The sequence below is a fragment of the Bacillus cereus group sp. Bce041 genome (genome assembly GCF_052646455.1).
Map to the genome: position 1 here is coordinate 43,124 of NZ_JBQXON010000008.1, position 17,215 is coordinate 60,338.

The following is a 17,215-nucleotide window of genomic DNA, read 5'->3' on the forward strand; positions in this document are numbered from 1 at the left end:
ATTCAAATATTTACTTTTAGAATTTTCAAAATTAAATCCCCAAAAATTTTCTTTCCTTAGAGAAATATCGATCATTTTAAACTATGTAAGAATGCTTATCTTCTATAAAGTAATTACACAAATCAACAAAATCAATTTCAATTATTGATTCTGGAAAACTATCTAAAGAAGCACAACAAGATAGCTTATAATCTTTACCAATAGTAAACTTTTTATAATAAACCTCATTAGATAGCATGTCACCATAAAATATTGTATTTTTATTAATAACAAAAGAGTTTAAAGGTATAGTTAGTCCTTTCCCTATCCATTTAACAAAACTTTCTTTTATAGTCCATAATTCATAAAACACATCTAATTGTTGTTCTACATTTAATGAATTTAAATAATTAAATTCTTCCTCAGTAAAAATATTTTTAATCATTGTAGTATCTATGGGCCGGACTTTTTCTACATCTATTCCTACTTCTTCCTCATGAATAGCTCCAACAACCCAACTTTCGGAATGTGATATATTAAAATGAAAATTATTTAACTCATCAACATAAGGCTTTCCGTATTCATTGTATTTATATTTAATATCTTTATTTTCTTTTGAGAAATTTGTAGTAATTAAATATCTTATTATAATATCTCCAATTAAGGCGCTATATTGATCGGGCTTTCTTTTATATTTCTGTATTTTCATCTGCTTTTCTTTTGAGACCAAACGCATAAGTTTCTGCATAATATGATGTTCTATATTTCCTGGCACACGTACCTTATATATATTCATTATTTCCTTCCCACCTAACATCTTATATAAATTTAAAAACTCTCAATGAACAATTCCTATTTATTTTTGATAGTAAAAAACATTTTCAGAGGATAATATTCTATTTCATATTTTCCACTTATTTTCCAATCCCTTTATATTTATTATTGAATGGGCTCAAAGAAAAAAGTCTCATAATATGTTATACACGAATTTATGAGACTTTTAGAAAACTAATAGTGTACAATTTTAAATAATATTTCACTTATTTACATGTGCTAATAAGAGCATTTGTTTAAAATTCATTTTTATACTCTTTACCAATTCATGAATATGCGGTTTCTCTAACATACTCAGATGGGAACCTGGCACTTGCAAAGCGTATACTTCCCCTGATGTATATTCATTCCATCTGTTATAATCTACTTGTGGGTGAATGTCATTAATAGATGCATTAAATAGAAAGATATCTGCTTTTATTTTTTGTTTACAATTATATTTTAGGTATGCATATCTATTAGCTATCATTACTTTTAACTTATTCATCATTGGATCTTCAAAATTTTGCTGACAACTATTTTCATTCAATGTAAATTTTTTCAGTAAAGATTCTATTAATTGTTCTTCACTCATTTGCTCAAAACTATTTTTCTCAATCCCTAACTGATCATTGAATTTTTCCAATTCTTCAAATGCATTCCTAATATTTAAACTAAGAATCTCCTTACCTTGTTCAATAGGATGAACATCAAGTAAACCTAGAAAACTAACTTTATCACCTAGTTCTTCTAATTTTCTAGCCATTTCAAATGCAACTATCCCTCCAAAAGACCATCCTAATAAGGTATATGGCCCTTCCTTTTTTACTTGTTTAATCTCTTCTATATATCTTACCGCCATTTCCTCTACAGATAAGTTTGGAAATCTACCATCATCATATCCTATAGATTGTAACCCATATACAGTCTTATCCTCTCCTAATTCTCTAGCCAAATCATAATAGTTTAATATACCCCCGCCTTGCCCATGAACAATGAACCATTGACTATCCTTGTTTGTTCCATTTTGAATTGGAATTAAACACTCACTGTCTATTCCTTTATTCCTACTTATTACATCACTTAATTGTTCAATAGTAGCCTTTTGAAATAATAAACTTAATGGCAGTTGCACATTAAACATTCTCTTGATATTTTCGAATAACTTTAATCCCTTAAGAGAATGACCACCTAATTCAAAGAAATTATCATTTATACCAATATTATTTACGCCTAATATACTACTCCAAATATCAATTAAACTACTATCTATTTCATTTCTTGGTGGTACATAATTACTATTGCTCATTGTATTTAGCTTTGGTAACTTGCTTCTATCTATTTTCCCATTTTGTGTTAATGGTATATTGTGAATTGGTATGAGTTGTTGAGGTATCATATAATATGGTAACTTTGTTGCCAAATATGCTCTTACCTCTGGAATACTAATATCTTTTTCGGTAACTACGTATGCACATAAATACTTTTCTCCATCTTCATCTTCTTGATCTATTACTACGGCCGTTTTGATTGTCTCATATTTTAACAAACTCGCTTCTATCTCACCTAGTTCTATTCGATATCCCCTTATTTTTACTTGATGATCCACTCGGCCCAAGTATTCAATGTTACCATCAGGTAGCCACCTTGCTATATCTCCTGTTTTATATAGTTTCTCTCCAGGTTCAAATGGATGGTCAATAAATTTATCTGCTGTTAATTCTTTTCGATTGATGTATCCTCTAGCTAACCCTATGCCAGAAATACATATGTCTCCTGGAACACCTATAGGTTGTATCCTATGAAATGAATCCAATATATAAATTTTAGTATTTAACAATGGCGAACCTATCGGTACGTTTTGTGTTGTAATTTCTTTATCACTCTCATATCGATAAGTTGTACAACAGACTGTAGCCTCTGTAGGTCCGTATCCATTTAATATTTGGAGGTTCCTCCTAAATAGATGATCGTATTTTGCGAGTAATTCTGTTTTAATTGGTTCTACTCCTACAAGTAGCTTATTTAACACTATCTTCTGGTTATCTCTAACAAAATAATCATATATTTCATTTAATAAAGTAGGTGGAATATATGCTAAAGTGACCTGTTCCTCAAGAATGACTTGTACAAGTTTTGGTACATCAAACTTCTCACCTTGATAAATAGTCATTCTTGCGCCATATACCAATGGGACAAATATTTCAAATATGGTAACATCAAAAGAGATGCTACTAGAGAATAGAACGTTATCAGATATCCCTATATCTTGAGAGAAATCTTCATACATTGCACACACAAAATTCGTTAAGGATCGATGTTCAATCATTACGCCTTTAGGTTTTCCTGTAGAACCTGATGTATAAATAACATACGCTAAGTTGTGAGGTTCTATCATCATTTGCATGTCTTCTCCTTGCCCTTCTTCAAAAGACATATCCATTAGATCTATTACATTACCTTGGAATTCTATCTCCTTTATAATAGAGTTTTGATGTACTAATACATGTGAACATCCACTGTCTATAAGCATATACTCCACTCTTTGTTTTGGTAAGTCAGTATCAATTGGTAAATACGCCCCACCTGCTTTCAAGACACCTAATATACCTATAACCATCTCGATGGAGCGTTCCATCATCACTCCAACAATGGATTCTCTTTTAACCCCTTGGTCTAATAACCTTCTCGCCAACCGATTAGCTTTTATATTTAATTCATTATATGTAATTCCTTTTTCATTACATACAACGGCTATTTGATTAGGGTTCCGTTTCACTTGTTCTTCAAACATTTTATGCACTAAAAAATGATTAGAATTTGAATTCTCTTTTTTGTTAAATTCATTCATTATACAATGTTCTTCTTCTACAGATAACATATTAATATTATGCAATCGTATTTTAGGGTTATTAGTTACTTCCTGAACTATATTTGTAAAATGTACCATTAACCTTTCTATTGTCTCCGCTTTAAATAACTTAGTACTATATTCTACTTTTAAATGAATGTTATTATCTATTTCCGTTGCTACTAATGACAAATCAAATTTTGAAACTGACTGTTTAAATTGATACGGTGTAAATTCTAATTCACCAATAGATATTGGATTCATATCCATATTTTGAAAAACAAACATGGTATCAAATAATGGATTTCTACTTGTATCCCTATGCAAGTCTAAATCTTCTAATAGTTTTTCAAAAGGATAGTCTTGATTTTCATAAGCTTCTAATGTATTGAGTTTTAATCTACTCAAAAACTCAATAAACTCATCGTCATTTTCTAGGTAATTTCTCATTACCAAAGTATTAATAAACATACCAATCATATGATTAGTATCAGAATGAGACCTTCCAGCAATTGGTGAACCTACAATAATGTCTTCTTGACCTGTGTATCTAGATAAAAGTATGTTATAAATAGCCAATAAAATCATATATGGCGTGGTACCAGTTTCAGTTGCTAGCTTATTTACTTTAAAAGTTAAATCTGTTCCCAAATTAAAGGAACAAACCTTACCTTTAAAACTTTGTATAGTCGGTCTTTGAAAATCGGTTGGTAAATTTAAAACCGGGAGTTCTCCTTTTAAAGTTGTTAACCAATAATTCTTTTGTTCACTAATTAAATTCTTATAGTAAGTTCCATTTTGCCACATCACATAGTCTTTGTACTGCACTCTCAATTTTGGAAGTTCATTTCCTTTATACAATTCTACAAACTCTTTTATTAATATCCCCATTGATAAACCATCAGAGATTATATGATGCATATCTACTACAAGGATATGTCTTTCTTCTGCTATCCTTAAAAGCAACACTCTTAATAATGGCGCTTTTGATAAATCAAATGGACTTATAAACTCATGTATTAAATAATCCGCATCTTTTTCATTTACATGAACGTATTTAATATTGAATTCTACATTAGGCTCAATTTTCTGCACTAATTCTCCATCTAAAATTTGAAAAGAAGTTCTTAATATTTCATGTCTTTGTATTAAAGATTGAAATATATTTTCAAACTTATCTTTACAAATATCCCCTTCTACTTTAAGTATTGTGGGCATATTATAAGTTGTATTTGTACCATCTTCGAATTGATCTACTATAAACATTCTCTTTTGTGACGTAGAAGCTAAATAATACTCTTGTTGTTTTATAGGTTCTATGGAAATATAATTACTTTTTTCCATTTCTAATATACATTTTGAAAAATCAATCAAAACAGGAAATTTAAATAGGATTTTAATAGATAATTGCACATCAAATTCTTTATTAACAATAGAAATTAACTTAGCAGCCTTTAACGAATGACCACCTATCTCAAAAAAGTTATCCTGTATTCCTACCCTTTGAATTCCTAAAACATCTTTCCAAATCTCAACTAATTTTCTTTCTGTAGAATTTGTCGGCTCTATATGACTAGATTTTAAATTATAAATAGGTTGAGGTAATTTTTTTCTATCTATTTTTCCGTTTTGTGTTAACGGTATGTTTTGAATGGGTATGATCTGTTGAGGTATCATATAATATGGTAATTTTGTTGCTAAATATGCTCTTACCTCTGGAATAGGAATATCTTTTTCGGTAACTACATACGCGCATAAATACTTTTCTCCACTTTCATCTTCTCGCTGTATTACTACGGCGGTTTTGATTGTCTCATATTTTAACAAACTTGCTTCTATCTCACCTAGTTCTATTCGATATCCCCTTATTTTCACTTGATGATCAACTCGTCCCAAGTATTCAATGTTACCATCAGGTAGCCACCTTGCTATATCTCCTGTTTTATATAGTTTCTCACCAGGTTCAAATGGATGATCAATAAATTTATCTGCTGTTAATTCTTTTCGATTGATGTATCCCCTAGCTAACCCTATGCCAGAAATACATATTTCTCCTGGAACACCTATAGGTTGTATTCTGTGCAATGAATCCAATATATAAATTTTAGTATTTAACAATGGCGAACCTATCGGTACGTTTTGTGTTGTAATTTTTTTATTCGTCTCATATTGATAAGATGTACAACAGACTGTAGCCTCTGTAGGTCCGTATAAATTTAATATTTGGAGATTCCCCTCAAATAGATGATCGTATTTTGCGAGTAATTTTGTTTTAATTGGTTCTACTCCCACGAAAAGTTTATTTAACAATATCTTCTGATTCGCCCTTACAAAATAATCATATATTTCATTTAATAAAGTAGGTGGAATATATGCTAAAGTGACCTGTTCCTCAAGAATGACTTGTACAAGTTTTGGTACATCAAACTTCTCACCTTGATAAATAGTCATTCTTGCGCCATATACCAATGGGACAAATATTTCAAATATAGTAACATCAAAAGAGATGCTACTAGAGAATAGAACATTATCAGTTATCCCTATATCTTGAGAGAAGTCCTCATACATTGCACACAAAAAATTAGTTAAGGAACGATGTTCAATCATTACCCCTTTGGGCTGGCCTGTAGAACCTGATGTATAAATAACATATGCCAAGTTGTGAGGTTTCATCGTTATCTGCAAATCTTCTACTTGTTCTTCTTCAAAAGGAATATCCATTAGATTTATTACACTACCTTGGAATGCTACTCCCTTTATAATAGAGTTTTGATATGTTAGTACATGTGAACACCCACTGTCTGTCAGCATGTATTCCACTCTTTGTTTTGGTAAATCGGTATCAATCGGTAAATACGCCCCACCCGCTTTTAAGATACCTAATATGCCTACAATCATCTCAATAGAGCGTTCCATCATCACACCAACAATGGATTCTCTTTTAACTCCCTGGTCTAATAACCTTCTCGCCAACTGATTAGCTTTTATATTTAATTGCTTATATGTAATTTCTTTTTCATTACATACAATCGCTATTTGATTAGGATTCTGTTTTACCTGCTCTTCAAATAATTGAGGAGCTGTTACAGTCTCACAAAGTAATGTTTTATGAACTCTAGTCGTATGATTGAAATCATATAATATTTGATTCTTTTCTGTTTTAGACATTACATCTAGATCTATTGCAGATTTATTTGGATCTTTCATTAATATATCTAAAATATTATATAAATGATTAACTATTCTACTAACTAATCCTTCACTATATAAAGTAGAATTGTAATCCACTTGAACCTTTAGCTGTTCTTCATTTTTCATAAACCTAATAACCATATCAGAGTTTATTTTATCTGTACTCTCATAACAATGAATACCATCTAACATTACTATTGTATTTAATAAGGGAAGATTATTACTCTCTCCACCTAGACTTAATAATTGAGTAAGTTTATTAAAAGGAAAATGACAATGTTCATTTGACTCTAAAATTGTTTCTTTAATTTTATATATTATTTCTTTAAAATTATCTTCTTGATTTATTTGAGTACGTAATAATAAAAAGTTGTTTTGAAAAACCGTCTCTTCTTGACCTTGCTTAAAAACTGGCATTCCAATTACTACATCATCCCTATCGGTATATCTACTTAAGAGATATTTCACACCTGATAATAAAATAGTGTACAGTAACATATCAGAATTATTACTAATTGCTACAGCTCTCTTCGCAATATCCGATGGGAATTGACAATAATAACTTTCTTTAGAAGCCTGAATACTATTTAAAGACAGACAATCACAGGGAAATCTACTTAACTCAACATCACCTGATAACTTGTCTAACCAATATTCTTTTTCTTTTTTAAATTTTTCACTAGATAATAAAACCTGCTGGGTAAATTTATCAAGCATTTTTTCTTCCCACCATTCTCTATGATATTGATACTAAATACTACATATTTAGTGGTTATGTTCCCCATAGACCCATCCGTTTTATCATGAGGGGGCACAATCATACTCGTCATTGGGAGTTTTCTTCCTCGGTAATAAAACTCCCAATGACGACCAATTGGATTGCTACTTTAGCGATAGAAGTTTCAACATAAAGCATAGAAATGCACTTTTCTCTTACTCAGATACATCTCTTAATTTTTTCACTTCACAGATTTTACCCTATCTAGTATTTTCATAATTAACTCGCCCACGATGTCAGCTTGATGTAGTAAAAACATATGACCACCATTCACTGTTAGAAAATGAACCTCATTGCCCCATTCTACCCACTTCTTAGCCCCTTTTACAGTATAATTGGAGTCTGTTGTTCCACTAATTATGTATAGGGGCGCTTTCAACAATGTTGTGTCATCATTTATATAATTCTCAATGGCGCGAAAGTCTGATCGAATGACTGGAAGGATATAGTTTAAAAGCTCCTGATGTTGTAATACTTCATCCGGTAATCCTCCCAAAGACTTTATATAATCTATAAAGTCTTTATCATCTAAATGATTTGTTTTTCTTCTTATTTCCGGTGGATTCATAGCTGAGATAATAACATTTTTAGGATTTATACCTTTACTTTCTAAAATTTGAGCCATACGGTGAACTATAATTCCTCCCATGCTATGGCCAAATAATGTAACTTCTCCCTCTAAAATTGGTTGCATCTCCATTAAATATAAATTAACAAGATCATCTATGTTATCAACTAGTGGAGAAAGATTGGGACCATGGCCTGGGGGATCAAATGAAATAAGTTTTAGATCTTTCGGCAAATAATTCTTTAAAGGTAAAAAAGAATTCGAATAGCCCCCAGCATAAGGAACACAAACCAAATATTTGTTACTATTCAATCCTGGCGATAAATCTTTCATTAATTTTCTCAAGTGACTTCTCCTTTATTAAATAAAATTTTCATCAAATAGTTGTTTAGTCAAACAAATTATCAATTTCTTCATCACTAAGGTTTAAGGTTTCAAAATCTGATGAAGTAAATTCTTTTGTTTGCATTTGACAACAGGATTGGATATATATCTGTAGTCGTTCTAGATAATCTGAAAATAAATTTTCTACAAAATTCTTTTGAAAATGACTTGTACTAAATGTCACATGAATTTCTAAGTTTTTATTCTTAACCATGGCCACAATATCTAATAATGCAGTAATATGATTATCTTTTGATTGTTCACTGCCACTTTGATAATCAACAATAGTAAACCATCCATCTCCGAGAGAATTATCTATCTCCCCTAAATAGTTAAAACGAATTGTATTTTGAGTTAAATCTTTGCAAGAAGGAAACCTCTCTTTAAGAATTCCATATCCAATTCCCTTATTAGGTCTTTTACGAACTTCTTCTTTAACACTCTTTATTTGATTAGCAATATTATGCGAAACTTGTAATACAATAGGATACATCGTCGTAAACCACCCTACTGTACGTGAAATATCAAGATGCTCAAATAATTCCTCTCGACCATGACCTTCTAACTCAAATTTAATTTGATCTTGGTTTGTATATTTACCTAAATTTTCTGTCAACACAGCGAGTAACAACTCCATTGGCTGTGTATTGTAAGGCACATTTGCAGTAGTTAATAGTTTTCTTGTATCATCTGCATTCAATGTAAAGGTAAGAGTAGTACAACTTTCAACAGTACTATTTTCTTTTTCTCTATTAATTTGAAAATTATTATCTAGCGTGTTATCTATGGATTCCCAATAATCTAATTCAGCACGTACTAAATTAACGCCTCGACTATTTAAAGCTTCAGACCAATCTTGGAAAGAGTTAGTTTTTAATGGTAGCGATGGAACTTCTCCTAAATACAAGCTATTCAAACATCGGTTTGCATCTTCAATTAAAATACGCCAGGACACAGCATCAACAATAAGATGGTGTGCAGTTAATAACAACAACTGTTGATCATTTGGAAGCCGGAATAAGCCCCCTTTAAATAATGGTCCTTCATTCAAATTTAAACTTCCTTTTAACTCTTCACCTTTTATATGAACTTGATTCAAAGCTATTTCAATTGGAATTTCAGACAGATCAAACATGGTAACCTTAGAATCAGCAATGGACATATCTTCGTCATAATAGAAGTAATCCTGATTATCCTCATACCTTAGCCGCAACAAATCATGATGATGCATGATCGTATTTAACATCTCATTAATATATTCTTCTTTAACTGACTTCTTCAAAGACAGTAGTACCGATTGATTCCAATGATGCGGGTTCTTAAACTGTTGATCAAGGAACCAACGCATAATAGGAGTAGGCTCTACCTTTCCTGTTACCAATGTTTGTGAGACTGTAACATCTTTTTGTTTAACTAACATTGCTCCCAATTCACTTACAACTGGATAATTTAGTACATCTTTAACTCTAATTTTCCATCCCAATTCTTGTAATCTAGCGCTCACTTGGATCGCTTTAATAGAATCTCCACCTAAATGATAAAAATTACTATGCAATTCGATTCTATCAGTCTGTAATATTTCCTTGAGAACTTCACTAACCATTCCAGTAACATCTTCATCTACTTCTTCTAAATGAGTATGGTTAGAACCGTTATTTAACATCGGATCTGGCAACGCTTGACGATCTACCTTTCCATTGATAGTAAGCGGTAGCTGATCCATATAGATAAAAAATGAAGGAATCATATAACTTGGTAGCATATGCGAAATAAAGCTGCGTATTTCTATATTTTGAACACTGTCTTTCAAAACAATGTAAGCAACTAGATGATTTGAATTATCCTCACCTTGCCAATTCACCACTACTACATCTTTAACAGACTTGTGTTGTAACAGTGCATTCTCAACTTCCCCTATTTCAATACGATATCCTTTAACTTTCACTTGAGAATCCATCCGTCCTTGATACTCGATTAATCCATTTGGCAACATGACAGCTAAGTCACCACTTCGATACATCTTCTCACTCGATATAAATGGATTGGATAAAAAACGTTGCGCTGTTAAATCCGGACGATTTAAATAACCTTTAGCTACCCCATCACCCGATATATAAATTTCTCCTTTTACACCAATAGGAACCGGCTGAAGATTCTTATCCAATAAATATATTTGAACATTATCAGCTGGTATACCAATTGGTACGGATGCTCTTCGATCTAGATCTGGATCATAACGATGAATCATACATCCAACCACAGTTTCAGTTGGTCCATATTCATTAATTATTTCAACTTTACCGCTAAAAAGATCATATATCTTTTCGGCTACTGAGGTTTTCAAATCCTCTCCACCCACAATCAATCTGCGAAGAGATGAAACTCTTGGGGGTGAATAGTTATTTAACAATGCTAAATGTGAAGGCGTAACTTTCAACACTGTTACTACATTTTCCTTGAGTATTTTTGACAAAATAAACTCATCTTCATTATCATGATATATTACTAACAATAAACCACTTATTAAAGGAGTGAATATTGAAGTTACTGTTAAATCAAAAGAAACGGATGAATATAATGCAAAAACATCATTTTCACTACTAATATAGTTCTTTTTAGCCCAGGAAATATAGTTAACCAATCCACATTGAGTGATTACAGTTCCTTTAGGATTCCCCGTGGTTCCAGAGGTATAAATTATATATATTGGATCATTTGGTGCATTTACTAGGTTTAGATTGGCATTATCTCCTTCATAAAGTTTCTGATCACATATATTAATTTCCTTACCTAAATATTCTAAATTACCCTCATTTGTATAGTCAGTTAAAAGTAATGTTGTGCCGCTATCATTCAAAATATAACGAATTCGGTCCTCTGGATAGGAAGGATCTATAGGCAAATATGTACCTCCAGCCTTAATAACTCCCCAAATTGCAATTACTATCTCAAGTGAATGTTTAGCTAGTATACCCACGACTTGACCATTTTTGACTCCTTTTTCTCGTAACTTTCTTGCTAACTGATTAGATTTCTTATTTAATTCAAGATAAGTCATTGATCTATCAGCATGTTGAATTGCTATTTTTTCTGGTGTCTGTTTTACTTGTTCTTCAAATAATTCTTGAATAGTTTTTTCTTTCGGATACACAACAGCTGTATTGTTAAATTTCTCTAACATAAACTTTTGCTCATCATCCGATAACAAAGATAATTCTTTTACCGATTGATCTTCATTACGTAAAACTTGTTCTATTAAAGCTAAAAACCTCTCATGCATACAATTGATTTGATCTTCTTCAAAATCCGCGACTTTATAATCATATTGAATTTCTAAACCTTCATCTGCCCATTCCTTAATAACTAACTGCAATGAATAGGCTTGGTAACCACTGTAAAACTCCACGTTTTCTAAAGAAAATCCATCAATAGTATTTTTAAGTTTTGTATTATAGTAATTCACACTATATTGAAATAAACCATCGTATCCTTTACTAGTCAATTGCAAGTCTTTTACCAATAAGTTATAAGGATAACGCTGGTGAAATAGACATTGTTTTATTTCATGATTTACTCTTTTAATGAAAGATAGAACACTCTCATCTTCATCCACATTTAACCGTAACGGCATTGTGCTAGTAAACATACCCACTATTTTCTTTTCTAGTACGCCGGAACGATTTAGTACAGGAGATCCAATAATTATGTCTGATTGATCATACATTTTATGAATATAAATAAGCATAAAGGTTGAAAATAATGTATTCATAGATATTCTATGTTTTTGTATAAAAGACTGTAGTGCAACCGATTTTTCTTTTTCAATTAAAAATATCTTTCGTTTCCCTTCTAGAGAATGAGATGTTTTTGATAAAAAGAAATCTGGCAGATTCATAAATTTCTCATTCCAATAATTCTTATTTTTTACGTATCGAGGGGATCCCAGATATTTCTCCTCTGCTTGTAAATAAGACAGATAAGTAGATTCAACCGTATCATTTATATGCTCATCATTCTTTAACTTAGAGTAAAAATCGATAATTTGACTCGTCATAAGTTGGATTGTCCAACCATCAGCTATAATATGATGAAACTTAACAAAATAGGAGCTTTCTACATCACTTATTTTCAAGAGCACAAATTCAAACAGAGGGCCTCCTTCAAGTGGAATTTGTTTTTGAAATTCATCCTGGGCCCATTTTCTAGCTTCTAAACTTGGATTATGGTGATTAGAAAAATCAATTAAACGTATTGGTGTAGGTTCAAATGGTGATATATATTGGTGGGGTTCTCTATGTTGTTGAAAAATCCGTAGACGTAAACCATCATTTTTCTTAATGAATAATTGAATTGCTTTTTCTAAAATTGTAAAATTAATTTCCCCATTAATAAGAACCATCCCTCCGATGTTATACATAGATGTGTTTGGATAAATTTGTTCATTATACCAAACTCTTTTTTGTGGATGCGTAAGAGAATGCTTTACAATTGTTTGTTGCATATTTCCACTTCCCCTCTATCCACATCCGTTGGTGTTTCCGGAAATTGTATATTAATATAGTGAGGATAAGGATTTATATTCTCAAGATTATGTTCTAAAATTAATATTCCATTTTCGTTGCTAGTTTCCTTAAATCCAGCTAATCGGTACGTAACAAACATCATACGGTTACGGTCAGTCTGTCGAAACTCAGCCAAAAAGCGTTTACCTGCCTGTTTTGTTCTTTCCATTAGATATGTGAGGAGTATAGTACCAACGCCACGTGACATTACACGACAAGACATGAGAAGAAGTTTTAGGCAGTCGGCTTCCTCCGTCCTTTTTACAAGTGTTAAACCAATCTTCCCATAGGAGCCATATTTATCTGATAACTCACATACTAATAATAAATAATCTGGATGATTACGATAATAGTTTAATTCATCATAATCATAGGTAATACCAGTCGAATTTAATTGATTCGTACGTACTGTTAACTCCTCTGCACGCTGCAAATCTTCCTCACGAGCCTCACTAATCACAAAATTCATCCCAAGTGAAGCTAAAAACTCTTCTTTTGGGCCTTCATATTCTTCTTCATCCTTCGTTCTCTTAAGATTTTCTAAATACATCAGTCTTCGACGACGTGAGTCTTCTGTAATTCTTTTTGGTTGTAGTCGTGGCAAGTCTAATAACGACTTATATTCATTTACATGTATACACAGGATATCATTGTGAACACTCTGTACTTCCTCTAATTCAAAAGGTTGGTCATCAATGAACGCAAAAGTATCAATACCTATGTTTAAATTTTTACTAATTTTCTCAATGGAACTAGATTTAGAGTTCCAATGAATCTCTGGATATAAAAAGTACTCTTCTATTCCAAATTCCCGTAATTTAGCTATTGCATCTTCGTAATTATTTTTACTAGCAACTGATTGCAGTATTCCACGTCGATCTAATTCACATATAATTTCATAAATTCCAGGTTTTAAAGTAACTGTGCCACTCTCTAATAAAACACCATCCCAAATTGTACAATCTAAGTCCCAAACAACACATTTAATTTCCTTACTCATGATAATGCCTCCTTTGTTTTATTCATTTTCACAGTTCCCATCTCCATCACTATAAGCTTATCTGCTAAATGAAAATATTGATCGTCGTGAGTAATAGCAATAATACATTTACCCTTCGCTCGCATTTGAGGTAACAATTCTTCATAAAAGAAGCGTCTATAACCAGGATCTTGATCCGCTGCCCATTCATCAAATAAAAGTATAGGTCGATCTTCTAAATACGTAACCAGCAATGCCAACCTTTTCTTTTGTCCAGTTGATAGTTGCGTAGTAGTAAAACGCCCATTCTCAATGCCAACCTTGTCACTCAGTTGGAGAAGTTCTAAATAATGATCGATTTCTGCTTTCATTCCTTCTGTATTAATTCCATATAGCCTATCAAAAACATGAAAATCACTAAGGATAGCTGAATAGTATTGATTCAATTCCTCTGGAGCTATTTCTTTTCCATTTAATAAAACGTTACCTTCATTAGGTTCATATAACCCAGTAATCAGTTTTGATAAAGTAGATTTTCCACTCCCATTACCACCAGCAATAAAGACTATTTCTCCAGAATTAAACTCCATGTCTATTGGACCAATACCAAAACCAGTAAAATCTCCATCTTTATTCTTATACTTATAACTTACATTTTGTAGCTGCAAACAAATTGGCACATCTAAGTACTCTTTTGTTGTCGCGATTTGCTCATTTTCCTTTATATGATCTACACTCTTCACCATTTGTTGAATACGTTGCCAAGAAATACGTACATTTACGAGCTGAGGGATACCACCCAGTATTTCATTAACTGGACCTGTCATATACAGAAAAACAATTACATAGTTACTTATCGTCTCTTTTGGCATATTAACAAAAATTTCTGGAAATACGAAAACTACAATACCAATAACAAAAATGAATAATAGTTCTCCCAGAACAAACACATTTGCAAATTTAATATCTCCTATCGTTCGTTTAACACGATAGTTATTACAGCTTTCATTCATAACTTCTCGAAAATCGTTTCGTTTTCCAGTATGAAGCCTAAGCTCTTTGAAACCATGCCTTAGATCACCAATCAAACGAAAATATACATTCTGAATATCTCTTGTTTCATTCCAAACTTTATCTGCTTGTCGTCCGATCAGAGAATATACCCCTGCAGTAATAAAGATGATACACAAGGATAGTAAAAAGGCATACATATTCATTACACCAAGATAGAGAAAACAAAACAGTAACGTTAATAAACTTGTTCCAGCAGTAACTAATAGATTGAGAGAACGAGAGATAACTTCCGTATCGTTATTTAATGTCGCCTCTATTCGGCCCTTCTCAATCAACTCCAATTTATAATAAGGAGTCTGTAACAACTTATCTGTTAATTCCATCCTTTTTTCATAAACTAGCTCGTTTGTATACGATACAATGCTAGTTCTAATAATACGTTGTGAAAAGACATACATAACGATTCCAAGTACAAAGTAAAACAACAAGCCATTTTCCAAATTATTTGATCTAACAAACGTTTCATTAATCACAAAAATGAGAAAGGCATTACCAAATCCTGATATTAATCCCAAAACAATTAAAGTCAAAAGCGACTTTCCCTTTTGTCTTGGAAAACTAAGATTTAAGAATGTATGGATAACATAGGCCAAACCCACCCCAGCAATTGCATATATTGCAAGTACAACAGTTGAAGGAGCCCAAACTTTTATAAATGCCCACGGAAGCCCTCCAAACAAGAGATTTGGTAGTTGATAAAGTGCATAAATCATTAGCCCATATATCGCAACAACTAATACCATATGTAACCATGTTTTTCCCGTTGGTAATATAAATTTTCTTTTTCTAAAAATAATCTCTCTGATTAAATGAAATAACATGACCAATAACGTTAGTAAACACAAAGATGAGATCACAAATAAGGCTGTTCCTATTTGATCTGTTTTCTTATATTCATCATAGAGTAACGGTTTAACTTCTTTATCTATCATCATATTTAAAAGACTGCTACCGATATAGTAAGTGTAATTACTATTCAGATTTGCTAATACTACGACCCCTATCTGTTCCTCATCACGGAAACCAATATACGATGAATAATTTGGGTTACTTCCACCATGTGAAATTTCCCCTCCACCACTTTGATAGACCTCCCATCCAGCTGCATATGAAGCTCCATTGCTATCTGGGGCAACCTTTCTATTCGCTTTATGAGAATCGTTAATCAATTCCTCCGGAAACGTCCTAGGCTTTTCAACCCCAAGCTGTAATTTTAACCATTTTTCCATATCATTTATATTTGAAATAAAATATCCAGCCGGTGTATTCCCCCTATAATTAGGAGCGTCATAGGGTAATGATTGTAAGAAATTACGCTTGTAACCCTGGGCCATGTTATCTAATGGGGCCATCTCACGTCCAGCGTATGTACTCAATAAATCCAACTTTGATAGCACATGATCTTGAACATATCTTTCAAATGATTGATTAGTTGCCTTCTCGATTACTAAGCCTAATAGATCGTAGTTAACCGTAGAATATTCAAAACTGCTACCCGGCTCTTTGTTTAGTCCTATTGGCATAACATTTCTAATCGTTTTCTCAATAGAATCTTTGCCATTGGTTATAGGAATATATCCAATGGCCTTTTCCGGTATTCCACTAGTATGGTGTAATAAGTCATAAAGTGTAATTTCATAAGGTTTGCCTTTATACTCCATTTCAAACCATGAAACATATTTAGTTAAAGAATCACTAAGTTTAATTTTCCCTTCTTTTTCTAGCTGCAATACAGCTAATGCCGTAAAAGCTTTTGAAGTAGAACCTAGCTCGAAAAGCGTCTCATTCGTAACTTGACGTTTTTTGTCTGTATCGGCATAGCCATAATTCTTCTTATAAATCGTTTCGTTTCCTTTTACAATTACTACTGAAAGTCCAGGAATACCCGCTTGAGATATTTGTTCTTCTATATGCTTCTGTATTTTCTTCTCATTAAACTGTACCGTTTCCTGTGCTTCCACCTGTCGATAAGGGAGTACTATTAAAGTCATTAAAATGATAAACTTCAACCATATGTTTAACTTCATATTTTTAG

6 protein-coding genes are annotated in these 17,215 nt (G+C 32.1%); all 6 read right to left on the reverse strand.

From position 1 onward, the window contains the following. Positions 1–76: 76 nt before the first annotated feature. Positions 77–775 carry a 4'-phosphopantetheinyl transferase superfamily protein gene (locus ACUN13_RS22235; protein ID WP_088346279.1) on the reverse strand — a complete coding sequence of 233 codons (699 nt, stop codon included), beginning with the start codon at positions 773–775 and terminating at the stop codon, positions 77–79. Positions 776–1,015: 240 nt separating this feature from the next. Beyond that, a complete protein-coding gene (locus tag ACUN13_RS22240) occupies positions 1,016–7,552 on the reverse strand; it encodes an amino acid adenylation domain-containing protein (protein ID WP_088346281.1) in 6,537 nt (2,178 codons plus the stop codon). 242 nt (positions 7,553–7,794) lie between these two features. Beyond that, complete coding sequence (locus ACUN13_RS22245) at positions 7,795–8,526, reverse strand: thioesterase II family protein (protein WP_232732766.1); 732 nt, start codon at positions 8,524–8,526, stop codon at positions 7,795–7,797. 43 nt (positions 8,527–8,569) lie between these two features. Beyond that, positions 8,570–13,066 carry an amino acid adenylation domain-containing protein gene (locus ACUN13_RS22250; protein WP_409532316.1) on the reverse strand — a complete coding sequence of 1,499 codons (4,497 nt, stop codon included), beginning with the start codon at positions 13,064–13,066 and terminating at the stop codon, positions 8,570–8,572. After that, positions 13,048–14,127, reverse strand: coding sequence for an HAD-IIIC family phosphatase (locus ACUN13_RS22255; RefSeq protein ID WP_000031546.1), 1,080 nt, complete (start codon positions 14,125–14,127; stop codon positions 13,048–13,050). The genes ACUN13_RS22250 and ACUN13_RS22255 overlap by 19 nt, the downstream gene beginning before the upstream one ends. Further along, complete coding sequence (locus ACUN13_RS22260) at positions 14,124–17,207, reverse strand: cyclic peptide export ABC transporter (RefSeq protein WP_089607886.1); 3,084 nt, start codon at positions 17,205–17,207, stop codon at positions 14,124–14,126. The genes ACUN13_RS22255 and ACUN13_RS22260 overlap by 4 nt, the downstream gene beginning before the upstream one ends. Positions 17,208–17,215: the final 8 nt, after the last annotated feature.

Bases quoted from the DNA above. Each gene is read 5' to 3' on its own strand.
- ACUN13_RS22250 (WP_409532316.1), bottom strand. From the start codon at position 13,066: ATGCAACAAACAATTGTAAAGCATTCTCTTACGCATCCACAAAAAAGA.
- ACUN13_RS22235 (WP_088346279.1), bottom strand. From the start codon at position 775: ATGAATATATATAAGGTACGTGTGCCAGGAAATATAGAACATCATATT.
- ACUN13_RS22260 (WP_089607886.1), bottom strand. From the start codon at position 17,207: ATGAAGTTAAACATATGGTTGAAGTTTATCATTTTAATGACTTTAATA.
- ACUN13_RS22240 (WP_088346281.1), bottom strand. From the start codon at position 7,552: ATGCTTGATAAATTTACCCAGCAGGTTTTATTATCTAGTGAAAAATTT.
- ACUN13_RS22255 (WP_000031546.1), bottom strand. From the start codon at position 14,127: ATGAGTAAGGAAATTAAATGTGTTGTTTGGGACTTAGATTGTACAATT.